This is a genomic window from Francisella sp. 19X1-34 (genome assembly GCF_041102755.1).
Lineage (GTDB): Bacteria > Pseudomonadota > Gammaproteobacteria > Francisellales > Francisellaceae > Francisella.
On the sequence record NZ_JBGCTX010000005.1, the window covers coordinates 37,438 to 58,874 of the forward strand.

Consider the following 21,437-nt stretch of genomic DNA (forward strand, 5'->3'; position numbering starts at 1 on the left):
TTCCTTATCAAGTTTGTTTAAAGATAAAACTTATATTTTCCGTTTGTATAGTTTTTCGCGCCGCACTATTTGAAATCTGCGGAGGAGTTGTATTCTTAATAGCATTGATCAAAGACTGATCACACCTATAACTACCAGAAGTGCCAGTTAATTTAATAAATCTACCATCTCTAATAATAGCTCTTGGTAAATTATAAATCCCTCTACACGGATCCTTAATCCAGTTATCTCCAACTCTAGTTTGATACTCTGCTATATAACTAGAAATTGCTCTTTGAGCCTGATTTTGCTCAGCTTGTCTTTTAGCTGCGGCTATTGCTTCTGCTCTTGCTTTTGCTAATCTTTGTTGACGTGCTTTACGCTCGGCTTCTAATTTAGCTTGTTTTTGTTGTTCTAACTTACGCTGTTTTTCTTGCTCTTTTCGCTTAGCTTCTTCTTTGGCCTTTTTCTTAGCATCTTCTTTAGCTTTACGCACTGCTTCTAATTTGGCTTGCTTTTGCTGTTCTAACTTACGCTGTTTTTCTTGCTCTTTTCGCTTAGCTTCTAGAGCTGCCTTTTTTTTCGCTTCAATTCGAGCTCTACGTTCTGCTTCTGCTTTTTGCTTCATCAATAACTTATGCTTTTGCAAAGCCTCTTGCTTAGCCTGTTTTACATCTTGTCTAGCTTGACGCAACTCTTGCTGATGATTTTCATAATTAGATATTTGTTTATTAAGTTCGCTACTACTTATTGACGTAGCTTGAATAACTTGCATTTGCTTTGGAGTATCTGCAATTTCTGCTTTTAAAGATGCTGAGGTGGAATCAAATCTCAAAATACTTATATAAGATAGAATATACAAGATTATAACTATAGCAATATGCACAAGTATAGCTTTAAACACAAAAGGATTATGCTCAACCTGCTTTTTAAAAGATTGTAATAACTTTTGGTAATTAAGATTTGCCATCTTCTGTGACTAACCCCACTTTGTCAACGCCTGCTCTTTGGATAAGAGCCATTGCTTTTACTACCTCTCCATAACTAGCACTACTGTCACCCCTAACATATACTGGCTTACCAGGGTTCTGTTGTGATAACTTAATTACAGCATTTGCAAGACTTGTAGGGCTCAGTGGTGCTTTTGGATCACTAACCCCTTGATTAACAAAATACTCACCTTGCTTATTTACAGTAACAACTATTGGCTTACTATCGTTAGATGGAATTTTTTCTGACCTAGCTTTTGGTAAATCAACTTTTACACCTTGAGTTAAAATAGGTGTAGTAATCATAAAAATAACCAATAGCACAAGCATAACATCAATATAGGGGACTACATTGATCTGTACCATTGGTCGTTTTTTGCGATAGAATTTCTTATTTCTTTTTCTCATATCTAAAAGCCTTTACTAGCTTTCTTGATTTTGATAATGGACTTGATCTCTGTGCGCCTCTTTTAAAAGCAAGATACATAAGTCATCTTGAAATGATTCATAACTAGATAATACATCATCCACCTGATTTGATAATCTGCTATGTCCAATAACCGCTGGGATAGCCACAAATAAACCAAGAGCTGTTGCAATCAGAGCCTCTGCAATATGAGGCGCTACAACAGATATTGTAGCTTGCTCAACACCTCCAAGAGTATTAAATGAAGACATAATTCCCCAAACAGTACCTACTAAACCAATATATGGAGCAACTGCACCAATTGTACCTAATGCCGGAAGCTTTCTATCTAACTCTTTAGCTTCTTGAGCAATAGCTATACTTACAGTTCTTTCCATACCTTCAAGTATAGTATCACCTTTTAAGATGCCCGTTTCTTTAAGATTATTAAACTCTCTTAAAGCCGAGCAGAATATTATTGATTTACCAAAGATATTTTCTTTATGCTGTAAGTAATAATCATAAAGCTTTTGAATATGATGACCCGCCCAAAATAATTTATCAAACTGTGTTTGTTCATGACAGTATTTTTTTACACGATTATTCACTTCAAGCATTATAGCCCAAGAGTAAACTGACATAGCAATCAAAGCTATCATTATAAGCTGAACAATAAAGTTTGCATGCCATATTAACTGAATTAGAGAAAGGGAGTTATCTTGCATAATTAATCCTAAAAATTTATGTTTCTTTACTTTTTCACATACCTGTTCGCAACATTATACGTAAAGATTTTAAAATTATAAACAGTTAAGTTTACTTAAATTATACATAAATCTGATATGATTATTAATAATATATAATCTATTCATTAATAAAATTTAAGCATGAAAAATATAAAACTTTTATCATTAAGCATTACTACTTTAGCATTAATATCATGCTCTACCTCAGCAGATGATCAATTTAAGTATGTGACTCCGCCACCGACTCAACAAAACATTGATACAAGCAATACTGTTATTTCAGATAAACAAGAACCAACAAGTAATAAACTTGAAGTGTCTAGTACTAGTAAACAAAAATTGTAAATAATGAAAAACTGAAAGAATAATTTAGCTTATTAGAAATTAAGAATCTGCATCAACTATTTTTTTGCCATCTACATTAGATTTCTCATTTAAGTCACTATTTTTTATTTTTTGCTTATATTTATAATGAGAAATTGGCCCTGATAATGCATAGCCTATCATTATTAAATAAAGTAACTTATCAGGCGTTGTAAATAACATTAAGATAATTAGTATAAAACAAATAACATAAACCTTACTAATGTTACCTTGACCATCACTATCTTTAAAACTTCTAAACTTAATATCACTAACCATCATAAAGGCTAAATATAAAGCCGTAAATGCAGTAAGAGCAACAACCACAAAACTTGAAAATGTAGATCCACCTACCAAAAACCTTTGTCCCATCCATATAAGACCTGAAATAGTAACAGCTCCAGCTGGGCAAGGCATACCATAAAAGTATAATTTACGTTCAAGTATATCATCTTCACTAAGATCTTTAGGTGCTGGCTGAGTATCAAACTTGGCTAATCTTAAAGCTACCGCTAGTAAATATAAAAAGCAAATTGCAGCCCCTAAAGAACCTAGATTATGTAATGTCCAAAAATACATAACCAAAGCAGGAGTTGCTCCAAAAGAAACCACATCTGCTAAACTGTCTAGAGCTGCTCCGAATTCTGTTTGAGTATGTGTATATCTAGCAACCCTTCCATCAAAAGCATCTGCAAACCCAGATAGTAGCATATATACAGCACATGAAACAAAGCTCTCTTGAAATGCAGATATAATAGCTAAAAAAGCAAATAATAAACTAGCACTAGTAAATAGACTAGGAAGTATATATTTAGATTTCTTCATATCTATATTTTCTAACAACCACATAGCATACCTTTTATTTTATTAAATCAGGCCTTAATTTTTTTGCTTCATGCAAATAAACATGCCTAATATCATCTTGATCCTTTTCTGTATTATATGTCAACATAACTCTAATACAAAGCTCTAAAGCATCATCACACATCATTTGGTGGCAGTCAATTAATGGAACACTAGTCAAACCTATCTCACGAGCAGCAACTGCAGGAAACGTAGAAGTTATATCAGATGTAGCAGTAAACATGATATTGACAATACTTTTAGTTTCAACGTCATTCTTAGTTAATATATAGTATAAAAGCTCTTTTGTAGCTTCGATAACATTCTCTTTAGTATCCTTTGTTATCGTTGTCGCACCTCTTATAGATCTTTGCATAAATTACTTCGCCTTAATTTTAGTAGCTTTTTGTTTCAAAAGCCTTGGTAATGGAAAATGAACTTCTTCTTTAATACCCTCAAATTCATCAACTGTAACATTATTATTACAAACCTCAGATATCTTAGATATTATATCCTGAACCAAGTATTCAGGAGCTGATGCTCCAGCACTTACACCACATACCTGCTTATTTTCAAACCAAGCTCCCTCAATATCTAAAGGGTTATCAACCAAATAAGAGTCCATATTCTCTAACGTGGCAAGTTCTTTAAGCCTATTTGAGTTAGAACTATTTTTAGAACCTACTACAATTAACATATCTATATGCTTTAACATCGACTTTATTGCAGTTTGACGATTTTGTGTTGCATAGCAAATGTCTTCTTTTTTAGGTCCTTTTATATTTGGATATCTATCTTTTAAAGCTTGTATTATACTCTGTGTTTCATCAACAGAGAGAGTTGTCTGTGTTGCATAGTAAAGATTATCTGGATCATTAATTTTTAGTTTAGCGACATCTTCTTCATTTTCAACTAAGTATATAGCACCTTTTGTACTACGGTACTGTCCCATTGTGCCTTGAACTTCTGGATGGCCTTTATGACCAACAAGAACACATTCTGCATCATTGTTACTAGCTAATCTAACACCACGATGAACTTTCGTAACTAAAGGACATGTTGCATCATAAAGAACCAGGTTTTTTTTAGCAGCAGCCTCTTCAACCTTTAGAGAGACTCCATGAGCACTAAAAACACATACAGAGTCATCTGGGACCTCATCAACCTCCTTGACAAAGATAACACCTTTCTTTTTAAGTGAGTCTACAACAACTTTATTATGTACAACTTCATGACGCACATATACAGGAGATTTCTCAACTTCTAACACTTTTTCAACTGTTTCGACAGCTCTACTAACACCGGCACAAAAACCACGTGGATTAGCTAGCAATATTTTCATCTAATTTACCCTCTTCATCAGCGATATCTAATATTTTAGCTTCAAAAACTATTATTTGACCTGATAGTGGATGATTAAAATCCACAGTCACATCATCTTTACCAATATCTGTAACTAATCCAGGAAGTTTAGAGCCATCTTTTTGACTAAATGACACTATTAGCCCCTCTTCTAACTGCATATCTTTAGGGAATCTGTATTTTGGTACAGAATAAATACTTGCAGGATGCTTCTCACCAAAAGCTTCTTCAGGCATTAAAACAACTCTCTTACTATCGCCAATGGCAGCTCCTACGAGCTCGTTTTCAACCTTATCAGTAAAGCATCCTTGACCCATTTGGAATATAAAAGGTCTATTATAATTCTCTGTATCTTCAGCAATTGAGCCATCTTTAAGCCTAAATTTAAAATGCATTTTCACAAAACTATCTGACGCGATTTTCATATTATTTTTTATTATTGATATTTTGACTTTCAAGATACCATATTTAAAATCTTTATTCATCTAATCTTTGTACAAAACCCTATTTACAAAAGTAACAAATACCCTACACAAATATCGTTAACTTATAGTAGAATACTTTTATAGGGAATCTCTTTAAATATACAAAAGTATGAAGAAACTGTTATGTATTGTTCTTTTAGCAATATTTGCTAGTCTTGTCACAAGCTGTGACACCATGGGTAAAAAAGATAATAAACCTTTATCATTTCCAACACTAAAGTACTGTACTTCTGAAATGCTAAAGAGTGATAAGTCATTTATTTGTATACAGCGTCAAAAAGGCCCAGACTTAATAGAAACTAATATTAAATTTGATACCGATAGCTTCACCCTAAATAATCAAGCTAAGGCTGTTTTAAATAAACTATTTGCTTATTTAAAACTTACAAATACAACTAGATTCACAATTAAAGGTTATGCTGGCAAAATTGACTCAAACCTTATTTCTGATAAAAACCTACTAACTGAGCATAATATACGTTTATCAAAAAATAGAGCTATTAGCGTCAGAGAATATTTAGTTAAAAAAGGTTTGGAGCCAGATGAAGGTATTGAACCTGCTGATGGTATAAAAATCGAAGCTTTAGGTTATCAAGACCCTATTGCACCTAATGACTCTAGTGCTAATAGAGCACTTAATCAAAGGGTAGAAATATCTATAGAAAGTAAGTTAGTTGAACAAATTGATAATATTGAGCATAACCTAAAACACTTGCGTCCAGCAGATTATACTAATTTCTTCTCTAACGTATATCTTTTAAATGACAATCAATTAAAGGATACTGCTGAGATCTATGACTCTCGCGAAAAAAGACCCGTTTTAGGACCTAACTTCACAATATTTGCCAACAAACAATATACAGCAAAACAAGATAATAGTAACTTTATAATAGTATCAAAACCAAAACTTATTGCTAACTTTAATGATGATCAAAAGGTTTATAAGTTAGGTACAGCAATATACAAATTCACATTTAATGGAATAACAGCTTTACAAACTAAAAATATGAGTCGTGAAGCTAGTGTTGGTGATTATGTAATTCCTAATGATATTGTTTCTGAAAAACTACCTGATAAAACTTTCAGAGTCGAAGATAAGATTACTGCTAATGTAATGGAAGATGTATTAAATACAAATACATTTTCATCTTCTTATAATAGTGCCGTATTAAACAAAGGCTCTTCTGATGGCTTAAAACTAGGAACGGAAATGATATTATATGAGCCAGCTACTAGAGTTGATGGCTTCCCAGTACCTCCTAAATATATTGGATATGGATTCGTCTACCGACAATCTGATCACTACTCGATCATGCTGGTAGTAAACTCATTACAAGAAATAACCAATGATACAATGGCAACAACAACCCTATAATGCAAAGTAGTACTAAAAGCCTAATTATTCTATCATGCACCCCATACTTTGGATCTAGTAGGTTTCTAAAATCACTAGCACAAGGTATTAACCTTGAAGAGATAATTAACAACCCATCTAAACATTCAAAATCATTATCTTTACGCCAAGAAACTATAGATTTTCTGAATCAAAACAAATATGAAACATATCTAAAAAAAGTTACTAAATGGCTAGCTAAGCCAATAAATCAAATATTAACCTTTTTAGATAGCAAATATCCAAAATATCTAAAGCAAATACCAAACCCTCCAATCATTTTATACTGTTGTGGTAATATAGAGCTTCTAAAAAAGCCTCAACTTGCTATAGTTGGGGCTAGGAACAATACCACATATGGTAAAAATGTAACTAATAAAATATGTACAGACCTTAAGAATTCACAGCTATCAATAATAAGTGGTCTTGCATATGGTATTGATACATTAGCCCATAAGTTTGCGATCGAGAATGATCTCAACACAATAGCAGTAGTTGGCACAGGAGTTGATATCATATATCCTAGCTCAAATAGAGATCTATATGAGAGACTTCTAAATACAAATAATTTAATAATTTCTGAGCTTGCTTTAGGAACAGCTCCTTTACGTCACCACTTTCCTCAAAGAAATCGCATAATTAGTAGTTTGGCAGAAGGTGTTATAGTTGTTGAAGCTGCTAAAAAAAGTGGCTCTTTAATTACAGCTCAACTCGCTTTAGAGCAAAATAAAGAAGTATTTGCAATACCAGGGAGTATTTTTAGCAAAACAAGTGATGGAACTAATGAGCTAATCCAGCAAGGTGCAAAGCTAGTTTATCGAATAGATGATATTCTTGAAGAAATAAATATACACTCCACAATTACACAAAAAGACTCACTCCCACTTAAAAATAGCGATCACAAAGATATCAGTACTATTGAGAAAGCTGTTTTAGATAGCATCGATACTGAATTAACAACTCTAGACAAAATTATAACAAGATCCAAACTACCGTATAGCCAAGTAGTTTCTACCCTACTAGAATTAGAACTAGAATCATTAGTTGAGTCAGTAGCTGGAGGATATATAAATATTCAATAATAGTTTTTACAAAATACTATTTCTATGGCCTTATTATTAATTATAGGCACTCAAGTATCATTGCACTCATAAGATGCTTCTAAAAAGAATTATTTATATCTTTTTTGGTAAGCCATTCTCTCATATATTCTTTGACTAATACTTACTTAACTGTTTTACTAACTATATTCCAAAGTAAGGATTACTACTATGAATAGCCATTTAAGCCCTTTTGAATTTAAAGAAGAACTCATAAAGCTTGCAGAGAATAAAACAGATAGGTTAATGCTAAACGCAGGTAGAGGAAACCCCAATTTTTTAGCAACAGCTCCAAGGCATGCATTCTTACGTCTCGGAGATTTTGCTATTAAAGAATCTGAACGGTCATATTCTTATCTTGATGGACTTTTTGGAGGTTTACCTGAGAAGAAAGGAATTCTGGAAAGATTCGACCAATACTCTTTAATTAACAAAAATGAAAGTGGTATTAACTTTCTAAAAGCTACTCTATCTTTTGCAAATGATCACTTAGGAATTAATAAGGAAAATCTATTATATGAAATGGTTGGTGCTTTTTTAGGATGTAACTATCCTTACCCACCAAGAATGCTACCTATCATGGAAAATATTGTTATGCATTATTTACGTGATGAATTATATCAAGCTACCGATACACCTCTAGAATTTGATATCTTCGCAACAGAGGGTGGAACTGCAGCAATGACATATATATTTCAATCTTTAAAGATAAATGGTTTACTCAAACAAGGTGATAAAGTTGCCATAATCACCCCTATTTTTTCACCATATCTTGAGATACCTCAACTACCAGAATATAATAATGAAATAGTGCATATTCATGCTAGTAAAAAAAATGACTGGCAAGTCTCAGATAAAGAACTCAAGAAGTTAATAGACCCATCTATCAAAATCTTATGCTTGGTTAACCCTAGCAATCCTCCATCTGTAAAAATGAATAATTTAACGTTAAATAGTTTAGCTAAAATTATAAAGGATAATAGACCGGAACTTATGATTATCACAGATGATGTTTACGCTACATTCTCTGATAATTTTGAATCAATATTTTCTAAGTGCTCCTACAATACTCTTTGTGTATATTCTTTTTCAAAATATTTTGGAGCTACCGGATGGCGCATTGGCACTATTACATTACACAAAAATAATATTTTTGACTCTTTAATTAATAACCTAAATAATCAAAAGCTTAAAGAACTTGATAAGCACTATGGTTCATTAACACCGACTCCTAGAGAATTAAAGTTTATTGATAGATTAGTTGCTGATAGTCGTTCAGTGGCTCTAAACCATACAGCCGGCATTTCTTTACCACAGCAGTTACAAATGACTCTATTTGCCCTTTCTAGCCTTCTAGATAACCAAGATACTTATCGTAAAGAAGCAAAAAATCTTATTCGTAGACGTTACAATATTCTATACAGGTCGATATCACCACAGTTACAAAGAAATTATGATGAAAATAATGTCGGCTACTACACACTACTAGATTTAGAAGAGCTTTCAAAAGAAATATATAACGAAGATTTTTCTATTTGGCTAATGCAAAATCATAATGGGCCAGAAACTTTAAAAACCTTAGCAAAAGAGACTGGCATTGTTTTACTTCCTGGTAAGGGATTCGATGTTAAACACCCTTCCGCTAGAGTCTCACTAGCAAATTTAAGAGAATATGACTATCAACAAATTGGTATCAATGTCAGACAACAGTTAGATAATCTATATATTAGATATACCAAGCAGTAAAACAAGATAACATTTAGCCTCATGGATAATAGTTTTGTACTATGTTAGAGATATGATAAATAGAGGAGAGAAAAATAAATGGATGATAACTTAATAGGCAAACATAAGCTTGATCTTGATACTCCGTGCTTGGTTATAGATAAGGTAAAACTAATAGATAATATCAAGAGAATGCAAAAATTTGCTAAAGCAAAAGGCAAGCAAGTAAGGCCTCATGCTAAAACTCATAAATGTCCAAATATCTGTAAGTTACAATTAGATCATGGAAGTATTGGGATCTCAATAGCAAAACCTACTGAAGCTTTAGAGCTTGCAAAAGCAGGTATAAAAGGTTTATTAATCACATCACCGATTGTTACAGACAAAAAACTTGGAACTCTCACTAAAATCCTTCAATTGTCTCCAGAAACTATTATTGTTACAGACTCTTTAGAAAATATCCAGCAGCTAGATACACTAGGAAAGCAACTTCAACAACAAATCAATATACTTGTTGATATTGATGCAGGTATTAGTCGTACAGGTGTAGGTTTTGATACTGCTTTGAAACTTGCAGTAATTGCTAATAAGAAAGAGCATTTACAAATGATGGGGATTCAGTGCTATGCTGGACATCTACAACATATCAAAGATATGCAACAGCGTATTAATGCTACAGAACAGCTTTTAAATCATGCAAGCCAACTGAAATTACAAATAGAACAAGCTACAGGCTTATCTAATCTAATACAATCAGGTTCTGGAACTGGTACATTTGAAATTGATTGTAATATAGAAGGTGTAACTGAAATACAGCCAGACTCGTATACAGTTATGGATAAAGAGTACTATGACATAGATAAAACAATAACTTTTAAAGCAGCTATGACATTACTAACCACCGTCATAAGTACAAACACTAAAGCACATGTAACTGTAGATGCAGGAACTAAGGCAATATATAAAGAAACTACTTTACCACAAATTATAAGTCATCCAAATTTAAAATATGATTGGGATGGCTTTGGAGATGAGCATGGTAAAGTCACAGGGAATAATTTACCGTGTGTAGGTGAAGTTATAGAAATGATAGTGCCTCACTGTGATCCAACAATTAACCTTTATGATAGATTTTATGTAACTGAGAATGATATAGTCACTGATATATGGGATATAACTCTGCGTGGCAAAATACAATAAATAAACTAAAGTTAGATAGACTTTTCTTATACTAATCACTAAAATATAGCATTTAGTATTTCATTAGCATCAAAATGTTACACAAAATAGAAGCTTTTTTTGATCTAAAAGCAAACAATACCTCTATAAAAAAAGAGTTTTTTGCAGGCCTTGCAACTTTTTTAGCAATTTCATACATTATTGTAGTTAATCCTAAGATTTTAGCATCTACTGGTATGCCTAGTAACGCCTTAGTTACTAGCACTATAGTACTATCTGCATTTGGTAGCATAACTATGGGACTTTTCACTCGCAATCCATTTGTAATCGCACCAGGAATGGGAATGAATATTTTCTTCTCATATACTGCTGTATCTGTATATCACTTACCATGGCAAACTGCACTAGGGGCTACATTTTGGTCTGGAATTATATTTAGCTTACTTGTAATTTTAAATATCCGTACTAAAATCATGCTTAGCTTACCTAAATCAATAAAGCAATCTCTTGGTGCTGGAATAGGGCTATTTATAGCTTATATTGGTTTTGTGAATAGTCACTTTATAACATCTCATGAGGGTCTATTAACCTTAAACACTATTAACCCACATATAGTGCTATTTTTGGTATGCTTAATTTTACTAATAATTCTGTTTATAAAAAAAACCCCTGCCTCGATCATTATTGTTATAGTTGTTGGATATATATTATCATTCCCTATATCTTATTTTAGTCATGAAAATATAGTATCTCTTCCAAATCATATTATAAGCCTTCCAGACTTCTCATTAATTGGACAAATTGACTTCACTAATGGCTTAAAGTTTGCAATTTTGCCAACAATCTTTACCTTTTGTTTTTTAAGTCTATTTGATGGAACAGGAGCTATATCAAGCCACTACAGTAGCATGAGAAAAAAATGCTCGCCAACAGATAAAGAACTTAAAAGAACCTTCCTTGTCGATGCTACTAGTGCAACTATTTCTGGAGTATTAGGCTCAAGCCCATCAACTGTTGTAGTTGAATCTGGCGTAGGTATAGCACAAGGAGCCCGCTCAGGCCTTACAGCAATATTCGCTGGATTAATGTTTCTGCCATTTTTATTTCTATCTCCTTTGATAAGTTCAATCCCTATAGAAGTAATCTCTCCAGCACTTGTGCTAATTGGAATAATGATGATGCAACAAGTATCAAAAGTAAACTGGTATGATTTTGTCCAAGCCACTCCTGCTTTTTTCACTATTATTATGATGACATTATCTTCATCTATATCAACTGGAATTGCCACAGGAATTATTGTTTGGTTTCTAGTTTCAATTTTCTGTAATAAAAATGAGTTAAACTTTACAGCTGGTGTTATAACTATCTTTTGTTTTATAATGTTTCTTCACGCTGTTAATTTATTTTAAATAAAAAATTAACAAAAAGTACATAATTCCCAAAACCATATAATTTAATATTTACTAATATTTTTTTCTCTATCATAATGTTGTTATAGCTGTAATGAAATAATTTTTTCGTTGGGCTGTATAATATAATTTGAACTGTAAATTGAAGGAGAAAAAGATGAATTTAAAAAGAACATTAACTGTTACATTAGTTACTGGAGCTTGTGCTCTACTATTAGCATCATGTGGTCCTAATAAAAAAGAAGAAGCTTTAGCAAACTTACAACAACAACAGAAAGATCTTAATCAAACAGCGAAAAATCAAAAGTTACAAGCAGATAACCTAATCACAGATGCAAGCAATCTTGAGAAAGAATCAAAAGAAAGTAGCTCAAAAGCAAAATATGAAAAAGATCAAGCAAAAGTTCTAAATGCAAAAGCTGAACAAAACCTTTCAAAAGCAGCTAGTTTAGATTCACAAATTGCAGCAGCTAAAGCAGAGGTGAATGCTCAATCTTAATTGAGCTTACCCCCATTTTTCTTGATATTCTTTCTTATTCCAACCAGTTCTAGCATAATTCCCGTCAACAACTAAAGGTCTTTTGAATAATAAAGCGTCGGTAACTAGTAATTTAAAAGCATCTTCTTCAGATAGACTATTAAACTTTTCTTTTAAGCCCATATCTGAAAAAAGTCTACCGTTAGAGTTAAATAAATCAATAACCTCAAAATTACCAATTTGCTTTATTTTCTGCATTTCTTGCCAAGTAGGCCTTTCTTTTCTCAAGTTAATATATTCAACTTTTTTACCCTTCTCTTCAAAAAATTTAAGAGCATTTCTAACACTTGTGCAATTATTTATTCCAAATACTTTTATCATCATCTTTCCTTACAAATTTGACTTAGACTCACTAAATTAAAAAGAAATCATCAACACCATCAAGCATTATTTCAACAGAGAATGCAGTCAAAAATAAACACGGCAATTTAATTATCATTTTCATAATTTAACACCTCTCTTTACTTTTAAAATACTAAACTATTCTCATAAGCTTTTAGTATAAAGTCAAGTTTTTTCATTAATTTCAAAGTTCTTAAAAAAAGAATCCTTTGATTCCATCAAACATCATTTCAACGGCTAACGCTGTTAAAAACAATCCCATTATTTTCGCAATAATATCCATCACATTATGACCTAACACATCCAAAATCCTTGGTAGCTCTCTGAAAAATACCCACAGCAGTAGAGTGACAAATAACACACAACCTGATGCAACTATTTTAGTTTCTGACGTTATAAAATAAACATGGACATCTGAAATTGTCGCAACCAATGATCCAGGACCTGCGATTAAAGGAATAGCTATTGGTACAATTGCTAATTTTTTAGTATCCTGTTGAGTTTTTGATGCCGGTATTGGAGGAATAACTCCAATAACTCTTAAACCAAAAAAGAGCACTATAATACCACCACCAAATCTAAATGCATCAATATTTATACCAAAAACATTTAAAACGCTAATACCAATCCAAGTTACAATAATAAGAGTTACTAGTACAGCAGTTGCAACAGTAAAAGCAAAAGTATTTTGTTCCTTTTTAGTTAACGAATCAACAGCATCCAAATATATTCCCGAAATAGAAAAAGGGTTAATTATGGCTAAAAGTGTTACTATAAATTTTAAAATTATTGTTAAATGTACGCCTAAAATTATCATTAAATTACTCATTTTTACTAAATTAGTACAAATGGTATTTACCTACAATCTAAATGTAAACCCTACTCGTAATATATTTGATTATTTTTATATGTATCTAAAATAATATCCAACTCTTTTTTAGTTAACTTATGGGATAACTTTGGTAAATTATCTAGTTCAAAAAACTCAACCTTATTAACTTCAAAGTTAGGATTGTTTTCACCTCCAACAATCTCTGCTAAAAAAACTAAACTATAAACGTTATAGATTTCACTTTGGGTATATTTATTTCGATCCATCAATGCTAAAAACTTGGTTACTTTTATATCATAACCAGTTTCTTCTTCAACCTCTTTGATACATGTTTCAACAGGCGAAAGATCAATATCACACCATCCACCAGGTATAGTCCATTCTCCTGGAGTATCTGCATCTTGAGCCATTAAAAGTTTACCATCTTTAAATATAACTACTCGAACTCCAGGTTGAGGTGTTGGATAATGAGTTCCTAAGTAAATATCATATGGTTGAACATCTGATTTTATATACTCATGAAGCATTTTGGTGCTCAACTCAAGAAGTTCATGATAATTATCTAACGCATATTCACATTTTGAATAAACTACTCCCGTATGGGATATTGCTTGAACCTTTTTTATAAACTCGAAGATTTTATCTCTATTCACTATTTATCTTTTTCCGTAATCAAATAAGGTAAAATATATCATATAAGAAGATCAAGATTAATCTCTAAATATATAGGAAAGGATATATTAAAAATTAATTTTGTTTATGAATACTTATTTGCAATTTGCACTATTGAATGAGCTGCTTGCTCAGAACCAGGTTTTTTTTGCAAGTCCTCACTTATAACTGCTAGTTTCTCAGCCATTTTTTTATCATGCAAAAGTTTATTAATAGCCTTATCAAGATAAAATACACTATCTGAATAACGAGGAATATGTATTCCTAAACCTAACTGTTGAACTCTAGCTGCAACATTAAAACCATCCCAAGCAAAAGGAATAACAATAGAAGGTTTACCAAAATATAGAACTTCATTAAAAGTATTATTTCCTCCATGAAAGATAACTACATCTGCCTGTTTAATTATGTCTGGTTGAAAAGTAAAAGATACCAGCTGAATATTATCTGATAAGTCTCTATATTTAGAAATAAACTCATCTCCAACACTTGCAATAACTCTATAGTTTTTGTTTTTAAAACTCTGAAGCTGTCGGTTTGTAAATTCAAAGTCAGCATGTCCCATAGAGCCATATGATAAGTAAATTAGAGGATAATTTTGATACTTAACATCAAAAAAGATATTGTTACTGTTACTCTCATTTGGTGAAACTCTCACACTAGCATTCAAATAAATAAATTTTTGAGACAAAGGTTCTTTTCTTTTATAGGCTATACTTTTAGGTGTCAGCAATAGATTTAAGTAAGGAGATGGATTTAAGAGCCTACCTAAAGGTAACTCTTCGACACCATTTTGTTTAAGAAAAACATTATATTTTTGATGAACTTCTTTAATATTTTCATTGAAAGCTAAATCAAAACTCTTCCACTCTGCTACTTCATTTGTTGAAAAATCAGATAAATGAGAAGGTATTGCATCATCTTGAACTTCTGTTTCAAAGCATGAAATTATTCTCACCCATGGCTTAGAACTCTTTATAACAGCAGGGTATGTAACAACATCATCAACACATAACACATCATAATCTATTGTTTTAAGCACATGCTCAATATTTGGATTTGCTGCTAAAGAGGACTCAACTATCAAACTATAGTAAGGTAACATATATCCTTTTATTTGATCAATAGGCTTTTTTCTCCAGTATTTAACACCTGAGTTAACCAATTGATTCCATGCTTGTTTTGCGGATTCTGAAGGATTAGTTTTTATAGTAACACATTCAAACCCATACTCTTCTACCATCTGAGAATATGATAAATCTACTAAAAATATGCACGAATGCCTCATCTGCCTTAGCCGTTGTGCTATAGCAATGCAGTTATATAACTGGCCAATAGCATCTACATAAAATACTATTTTCACCTATACTTCCTTAGCTTAGATAACTATTTATGCTTATCATCAATAACTAAATCATCATCTTTATACTTAGACTTCTTTAAAACTATAGCTATCAACATACCTATTACAGATACTGCTAAAATAACAAAAAATATTTTTATAATAAGAAATACTATATCTTGCATAAATTAAACCTTTTTATTTTGAAATTTCTTTTGAGAGAATATTTTGAGATTACTTATATTTTATTACTATTCAGGTTTACAAGCTTTCATAGTATCTTTTGTTGTTGCTTTATCAATACATGATTTGGCTTGTTGCATTTTATCTAATTTTTGTTGCATTTTTGTGATTCTATTTTGCATTCTTTCAGTAATTTTTGCTTTTCTTGCTTCAAACCTCTGCTGTTGCTGATTATTCTGCTGACTATTATCGTTAGCATTGCTAGAATCTGCAAAAGTTATAAAAGGTGCTAGTAGTATAGTTGCTAATAATATTTTCTTCATTTTTACATCCTCTTAGTTATGAGTCCAATATCAATCATATCACAAAAAATATATAAACTTACTTCTTAATCTCAGCTATTTTTGCTTTCCATAATTTAGGACCTTGCTGATGAGCTGACACACCAAGAGAATCAACTGCTACAGTTACAGGCATGTCTTCAACTTCAAACTCATAAATAGCTTCCATACCAAGATCAGCAAATGCTACAACTTCAGCCTTCTTAATTGACTTAGATATTAGATAAGCAGCTCCACCAACACCCATAAGATATACAGCTTTATTCTTTTTGATAGAGTCAATAGTTGCTTGACCTCTTTCAGATTTACCTATCATTCCTGCTATACCAGCTTTTTCTAGCATAAAAGGAGTAAATTTATCCATACGTGTTGCTGTAGTTGGTCCAGCAGGTCCTACAACCTCATCTCCAACCGGATCTACAGGACCTACATAATAAATAAATCTATCTTTCAAGCTTACAGGGAAATCTTGACCTGCTTCATACATATCTTGTAAACGCTTATGTGCCGCATCACGTCCAGTTAAGATCTTACCACTTATTAAGACATTATCACCAGATCTTAATGATTCAATTTCTTCTTTAGTAACGGTATCAAGATTTATTCTTTTAACATCATCATTTTGATCTTGCTCAATTACAGGCCAATCCTCTAATTTAGGAGCAGGTAAATCCACAGCACCAGAACCATCTAACGTAAAGTGTACATGGCGTGTAGCTGCACAGTTTGGTATAAGAGCTACAGGCTTACATGCCGCATGAGTTGGATACTCATTTACTTTAACATCTAAAACAGTTGTTAAACCACCAAGGCCTTGGGCACCTATACCTAGAGCATTAACGCGATTATAAATATCTAATCTTAATTGTTCAGTTTCATTTTGAGGTCCATTTTTAAGAATATCCTGCATATTAATCTCTTCTCCAAGAGACTCTTTAGCTAAAAGCATAGCCTTCTCAGCTGTGCCACCAATACCAATACCAATAATTCCTGGAGGACACCAACCAGCTCCCATAGTTGGTAGCATTTCTTCAACCCAATCAACAATACTATCACTAGGGTTTAGTACTTTAAATTTTGACTTAAACTCCGATCCACCACCTTTTGCAGCAATATCTATATCAATTTTATCACCATGAACTAAATCAATATGTACAATTGCTGGAGTATTATCTTTAGTATTTTTTCTCGCTCCATGAGGTGGAAAAACCATAGATGCTCTAAGTGGGTTATGCTCATCACCATAGCCTCTGCGAACACCTTCGTTAACAAGCTCTGTAATCGTTCTATCTGTTTTATCAAGCTTAGCATCCATACCAACTTTGACAAATGCACAAACCATACCAGTATCTTGACAAATTGGACGTTTACCAGTCGCTGACATTCTTGAATTTATAAGAATTTGCGCCATTGCATCTTTTGCAGGCTTTGATTCTTCACGTTGATACGCTTCATACATTGCATCAACAAAATCTTTTGGGTGATAATAAGAAATATACTGCAGAGCCTCTGCAACACTATTAATTAGGTCTTCTGTTTTAATAACTGCCATTTTAGAAATCCTCTCATTGGAAAAATATTAAAATTCAAAGAATATTATAACAGTAATAAGGTAATTTTTAAGCTTGATTATCCTTTGATTTTATAAAAGATCTGATTAGGGATATTGTATTATAACCAATAACTATGACTAATAACCAATGCAATCCATCTGCCGATAGCATTGTTACAATATTTACACCGATAAATACACCAATAACTCCAAAACAACCAACTATCAAAGCTTTTTTAAGAGGTATTGTATTATTTATTAAAAACGCAAATGTAGTAACTGGTTGCTGAATAGCTCCTGCTGTTGTCATAATTGGAAAGGCAACTTTTGGCGACATACCAAGTAAAAATAGTATAGCCTCAACTAAAGCAAACAGCCCAACTCCAAAACAAACTAAAAATCCCGCAAAAAACATTCCTATAAACCCAATAAAAAGCTTAATACCAGATAGCTTTAATAAATCTCCTCCCACAGGCAAAATATTAAACAAATTACCAAGCAATAAAAGAATAACTCCCACAAATGCAAATATCATTATTAGTCTAATTGCTGTAGCCTTAATTTTTGAAGCAAATACCCCACCTATAAAACCACCCAAAGTAGCCCCAAACACAAGAACTACTAAAGTAATAAAATCGACATGTAGCACCCCAAGAAAGAAAACTGCTTCAATAGCACCAGGTATAATCTGACAGCCATTTACAAATCCAGGTAACTCCACATCTTTAACAAGCTTTAGTGTTTTGCCAATAGCTATATTAGCAGCAAAACTACCAACGCCTATAGTATCTGCTATGAAAGATATAACACCAGTACAAGCTAATGCTAGCTTTTGATACATACTAGGGGCTTCATACAGATCTTGACCAGTGCCGAGTTTATAAAAGTAATAAACCATACACAGAGTAGATAGTGCTATAACCAAAAAAATAACAATAAAATACATATTCACAACCGTTTAAAAAAATAATTAAGGCAAATATTAAGCTTTTTTATAAAATTAGACAACAAAAAACTAATAAATAATGTTTAATAGAATTACATAAATAAAACTGCTTAAACAAAAAAATACAAAAGCTAAGATTACTGCATTTATAATATAGTCTTTTGTCAATAACTTACCTTTTTTGATGCTAAATCTATACAAAGACCTAGCTATTATTAAAGTAAATAATAAAGCTACAATTATTGCTACTATAGTTGCTAAAATCATTTCTTACACATCCACATAATTAACTCGTTTACTAAACCATTTATTTACTAGTTTTTTTGCAACATCAGGATTATTCTTGAGAATTATCTCTGCTAGTTGAGCAACCTTTTCATAATTATCATAATATTCATTTATATCAAAAGTTTTAAAGGTTGAAACCCCAGATTGTTCTTTACCTAATATATCTCCAGCACCGCGTATCTCTAAATCTTTTTCAGCCAAGTAAAAACCATCTTGGGACTCTCTAACTAGTGATAACCTTTTTTTACCTACCTCACTAATCCTATCACTATATAAAAGCACACAAAAACTCTCTTTAGCTCCTCTACCAACTCTACCTCGAAGCTGATGAAGTTGCGATATCCCTAACCTCTCAGCATTATCTATTATCATAATACTAGCATTTGGCACATCTACACCAACCTCTATAACTGTTGTTGCAACTAGCACATCATATTTTGCTGCTTTAAAAGCATTCATTTCTTGAAGCTTTTCTTTAGATTTCATACTACCATATACAAGACCAACTTTATCTTGGCCTAAACACTCTGAAAGCTCTTTATGTAGAGTTTTAACATCTTGTAAAAAATCAAGATCCTCAGACTCTTCAACAAGTGGACAAACCCAATAAATCTGTTCACTCCTAGATACTGCATCTTTAAGCTTTGTAATTAGGCTTTCTTTTTTAGCCCGACTTAACACTGTAGTTACAATTGGCTTACGATTAGGTGGCAGCTCATCAAGTATAGATAGCTTCAAGTTACCATACAATGTCATAGCTAACGTTCTAGGAATTGGGGTTGCTGATATTATAAGCTGGTGAGGGGCCAAATTATTACCACTCGATGAAGCTTTATTTATTAGTGCTAAGCGTTGCTCAACACCAAATCTATGTTGCTCATCAACTACAACTAGACCTAAATTACAATACTCTACTCTATCTTGGAAAATCGCATGTGTCCCAACAACGACACAATCTTTAATAGTTTTTATTCTATCAAGACTTTCTCTAGTTTGTTTTGCTGTCAACTTACCTAACAAAGGTACAACTTCAATACCAAAATTAGAAAAATAATCTGATAAAAAACTAAAGTGCTGTTCAGCTAAGATCTCTGTTGGTGCCATTATTGCTGCTTGATATCCTGATTTTACAGTAGCGTATAAAGCCATCGCCGCCACAATAGTCTTACCAGCTCCGACATCTCCTTGAAGAAGTCTTATCATGGTAGTTTTTTGACCAATATCAGTCATAATTTCATCAATTGCTCGAGATTGTGCGTTTGTAAGACTATAGGGAAACTTTTTAAGAAAGTTTTGCTTATCGCTCAAACTTAAAGAAAGCTTTGCAGAAACTGGTTTTGCCATATCTTTTTTAATACTTTGTTCAGCTAATTTATAAGCCAACATCTCCTCAAACTTAATTGAGGCTCTTGCTTTATATAAATATCTATCATCAATTGAGTTTGTCAATGCATGAACATAATAAAGAGCATCAACAAAACTCATCAAATTAAATTGCTTTAAATACTTCTGAGGCAATATATTTACAACCTCTTTCTCATATAAGATTTTAGATATTATCTTTGCTATGAGTTTATCAGAAACTTTTTTGATTCTATAAACTGCAGACAACTTTTGTTCTAACAAGCTGTTGCCATTATTTACTACAGCCCATTCTGGATGCACCATTTGAGGATTTAATGATAACTCAGCTTTACCATAGCATCGAATATTTTGAGCTCTTTCTAGCATTGCTATCTGGTTAGGGTAAAACTTAAAAAGCACAACCGTACAGATACCAGTCTCATCACTTATCGTAAATCGTAAAAACTTCTTACCAAATTTTTTATAGCTTATATTACTAATCCGACCCTCTATTAAAAACTTCTTTTCACTTACTAAATCTCTAATTGGTGTTATATGACGCGTATCTTTATACTCTTTAGGAAAAATAGTTAGTAAATCTTCTGGAGTATGTAAATTATATTTAGCTAATGCCTTTATAGTTGCCTCACCAACTCCGGCAAAATCAACAAATTTCATGAGCTATAACTATAGAACAAAAGTTATAAAATTTTATCATTTTAAGAGTTAAATAGATAATCCAATTGCTAATATCTATATTTATTGCTAAATTTAAACTCAGCGTATATTAAGAAAATTATATTAATAATAATGAAAAAACTATTACCTTTAATATTTATTTCAGCAGGTATTGTGGGATTATCTTCATGTGGCCAAACAGGTGATTTATATTTGCCTAAAGAAAAAATACCTATATCTTCAAAATCTAAAATCGCATCAAACTCAAAAACTAACAGTACGCAAAATAGCACAGACGGTCAAGATAGCTCATCTGCTCAAAGTGCTCAAAGTGCTCAAAGTGCTCAAAGTGCTCAAAGTGCTCAAAGTGCTCAAAGTGCTCAAAGTGCTCAAAGTGCTC

Annotated in this window: 24 protein-coding genes; 8 read left to right on the forward strand and 16 right to left on the reverse strand. The window is 32.2% G+C overall.

Annotated elements, in window-relative coordinates; translation table 11 throughout:
* Positions 1 to 7: 7 nt before the first annotated feature.
* From tolA to tolQ, 3 genes are read right to left on the reverse strand one after another with little or no spacing between them, the layout of a single operon-like run.
* Entirely contained in the window at positions 8 to 949 is a 942-nt protein-coding gene (tolA, locus tag AB8E56_RS01565; protein ID WP_329477253.1) for a cell envelope integrity protein TolA, read from the reverse strand.
* Complete coding sequence (tolR, locus tag AB8E56_RS01570; RefSeq protein ID WP_329477255.1) at positions 936 to 1,376, reverse strand: protein TolR; 441 nt, start codon at positions 1,374 to 1,376, stop codon at positions 936 to 938. Before tolR ends, tolA begins: the two co-directional genes overlap by 14 nt.
* 15 nt (positions 1,377 to 1,391) lie before the next feature.
* Positions 1,392 to 2,099: a protein TolQ gene (tolQ, locus tag AB8E56_RS01575; RefSeq protein ID WP_329477257.1), complete on the reverse strand. Its 708-nt coding sequence runs from the start codon at positions 2,097 to 2,099 to the stop codon at positions 1,392 to 1,394.
* 162 nt (positions 2,100 to 2,261) lie between these two features.
* On the opposite strand from tolQ, the gene AB8E56_RS01580 reads away from it, so the two are divergent.
* Positions 2,262 to 2,465: a hypothetical protein gene (locus AB8E56_RS01580; protein WP_329477259.1), complete on the forward strand. Its 204-nt coding sequence runs from the start codon at positions 2,262 to 2,264 to the stop codon at positions 2,463 to 2,465.
* Between the two features lie 39 nt (positions 2,466 to 2,504).
* Here AB8E56_RS01580 and AB8E56_RS01585 read toward each other — a convergent pair whose 3' ends face one another.
* Genes AB8E56_RS01585 through fkpB form a run of 4 tightly spaced genes read right to left on the reverse strand, consistent with a single transcriptional unit; the run spans position 2,505 to position 5,113 of the window.
* Entirely contained in the window at positions 2,505 to 3,332 is an 828-nt protein-coding gene (locus AB8E56_RS01585) for a phosphatidylcholine/phosphatidylserine synthase (protein ID WP_329477261.1), read from the reverse strand.
* 10 nt (positions 3,333 to 3,342) lie between these two features.
* On the reverse strand, positions 3,343 to 3,702 hold the full coding sequence (gene aroH, locus AB8E56_RS01590; protein ID WP_329477263.1) for a chorismate mutase: 360 nt from the start codon (positions 3,700 to 3,702) through the stop codon (positions 3,343 to 3,345).
* Positions 3,703 to 3,705: 3 nt separating this feature from the next.
* Entirely contained in the window at positions 3,706 to 4,668 is a 963-nt protein-coding gene (gene ispH, locus AB8E56_RS01595; RefSeq protein WP_329477265.1) for a 4-hydroxy-3-methylbut-2-enyl diphosphate reductase, read from the reverse strand.
* On the reverse strand, positions 4,649 to 5,113 hold the full coding sequence (gene fkpB / locus AB8E56_RS01600) for an FKBP-type peptidyl-prolyl cis-trans isomerase (RefSeq protein ID WP_329477267.1): 465 nt from the start codon (positions 5,111 to 5,113) through the stop codon (positions 4,649 to 4,651). Before fkpB ends, ispH begins: the two co-directional genes overlap by 20 nt.
* 169 nt (positions 5,114 to 5,282) lie before the next feature.
* Between fkpB and AB8E56_RS01605 the strand changes: the two genes are divergently transcribed.
* The 6 genes from AB8E56_RS01605 to AB8E56_RS01630 all read left to right on the forward strand — a co-directional run bounded on the left by AB8E56_RS01605 (position 5,283) and on the right by AB8E56_RS01630 (position 12,478).
* Complete coding sequence (locus AB8E56_RS01605) at positions 5,283 to 6,548, forward strand: OmpA family protein (RefSeq protein ID WP_329477269.1); 1,266 nt, start codon at positions 5,283 to 5,285, stop codon at positions 6,546 to 6,548.
* Positions 6,548 to 7,648, forward strand: coding sequence for a DNA-processing protein DprA (gene dprA / locus AB8E56_RS01610; RefSeq protein WP_329477271.1), 1,101 nt, complete (start codon positions 6,548 to 6,550; stop codon positions 7,646 to 7,648). Before AB8E56_RS01605 ends, dprA begins: the two co-directional genes overlap by 1 nt.
* 189 nt (positions 7,649 to 7,837) lie before the next feature.
* Positions 7,838 to 9,412, forward strand: coding sequence for a bifunctional aspartate transaminase/aspartate 4-decarboxylase (locus AB8E56_RS01615; RefSeq protein WP_329477273.1), 1,575 nt, complete (start codon positions 7,838 to 7,840; stop codon positions 9,410 to 9,412).
* 78 nt (positions 9,413 to 9,490) lie between these two features.
* Positions 9,491 to 10,591, forward strand: coding sequence for a DSD1 family PLP-dependent enzyme (locus AB8E56_RS01620; RefSeq protein ID WP_329477275.1), 1,101 nt, complete (start codon positions 9,491 to 9,493; stop codon positions 10,589 to 10,591).
* 74 nt (positions 10,592 to 10,665) lie between these two features.
* Positions 10,666 to 11,979: an NCS2 family permease gene (locus AB8E56_RS01625; RefSeq protein WP_329477277.1), complete on the forward strand. Its 1,314-nt coding sequence runs from the start codon at positions 10,666 to 10,668 to the stop codon at positions 11,977 to 11,979.
* A gap of 157 nt (positions 11,980 to 12,136) precedes the next feature.
* Positions 12,137 to 12,478, forward strand: coding sequence for a hypothetical protein (locus AB8E56_RS01630; protein WP_329477279.1), 342 nt, complete (start codon positions 12,137 to 12,139; stop codon positions 12,476 to 12,478).
* 6 nt (positions 12,479 to 12,484) lie between these two features.
* On the opposite strand, the gene AB8E56_RS01635 is transcribed toward AB8E56_RS01630, so the two are convergent.
* The 9 genes from AB8E56_RS01635 to AB8E56_RS01675 form a co-directional block, all read right to left on the reverse strand.
* On the reverse strand, positions 12,485 to 12,838 hold the full coding sequence (locus AB8E56_RS01635; protein WP_329477281.1) for an ArsC/Spx/MgsR family protein: 354 nt from the start codon (positions 12,836 to 12,838) through the stop codon (positions 12,485 to 12,487).
* A gap of 214 nt (positions 12,839 to 13,052) precedes the next feature.
* The gene (locus tag AB8E56_RS01640) at positions 13,053 to 13,688 is read right to left on the reverse strand and encodes a MarC family protein (RefSeq protein ID WP_329477284.1); all 636 of its coding nucleotides are present in this window, start codon (positions 13,686 to 13,688) and stop codon (positions 13,053 to 13,055) included.
* A 50-nt stretch (positions 13,689 to 13,738) separates the two neighbouring features.
* Positions 13,739 to 14,344, reverse strand: coding sequence for an NUDIX hydrolase N-terminal domain-containing protein (locus tag AB8E56_RS01645; RefSeq protein WP_329477286.1), 606 nt, complete (start codon positions 14,342 to 14,344; stop codon positions 13,739 to 13,741).
* Positions 14,345 to 14,448: 104 nt separating this feature from the next.
* On the reverse strand, positions 14,449 to 15,726 hold the full coding sequence (locus AB8E56_RS01650) for a nucleotide disphospho-sugar-binding domain-containing protein (RefSeq protein ID WP_329477288.1): 1,278 nt from the start codon (positions 15,724 to 15,726) through the stop codon (positions 14,449 to 14,451).
* Between the two features lie 23 nt (positions 15,727 to 15,749).
* Positions 15,750 to 15,890, reverse strand: a complete 141-nt coding sequence (locus AB8E56_RS01655) for a hypothetical protein (RefSeq protein ID WP_329477290.1) — start codon at positions 15,888 to 15,890, stop codon at positions 15,750 to 15,752.
* Between the two features lie 66 nt (positions 15,891 to 15,956).
* Positions 15,957 to 16,211, reverse strand: a complete 255-nt coding sequence (locus tag AB8E56_RS01660; RefSeq protein ID WP_329477292.1) for a hypothetical protein — start codon at positions 16,209 to 16,211, stop codon at positions 15,957 to 15,959.
* A gap of 58 nt (positions 16,212 to 16,269) precedes the next feature.
* On the reverse strand, positions 16,270 to 17,781 hold the full coding sequence (locus AB8E56_RS01665; RefSeq protein WP_329477294.1) for a fumarate hydratase: 1,512 nt from the start codon (positions 17,779 to 17,781) through the stop codon (positions 16,270 to 16,272).
* Positions 17,782 to 17,848: 67 nt separating this feature from the next.
* On the reverse strand, positions 17,849 to 18,679 hold the full coding sequence (locus AB8E56_RS01670) for a sulfite exporter TauE/SafE family protein (protein ID WP_329477297.1): 831 nt from the start codon (positions 18,677 to 18,679) through the stop codon (positions 17,849 to 17,851).
* Between the two features lie 318 nt (positions 18,680 to 18,997).
* Positions 18,998 to 21,037 (reverse strand): ATP-dependent DNA helicase RecG, encoded by a 2,040-nt coding sequence (locus tag AB8E56_RS01675; protein WP_329477299.1) that lies wholly within the window; start codon positions 21,035 to 21,037, stop codon positions 18,998 to 19,000.
* Positions 21,038 to 21,169: 132 nt separating this feature from the next.
* Between AB8E56_RS01675 and AB8E56_RS01680 the strand changes: the two genes are divergently transcribed.
* Positions 21,170 to 21,437 (forward strand): lipoprotein (locus AB8E56_RS01680; protein WP_329477301.1); only part of this gene is annotated, 268 nt, incomplete at its 3' end.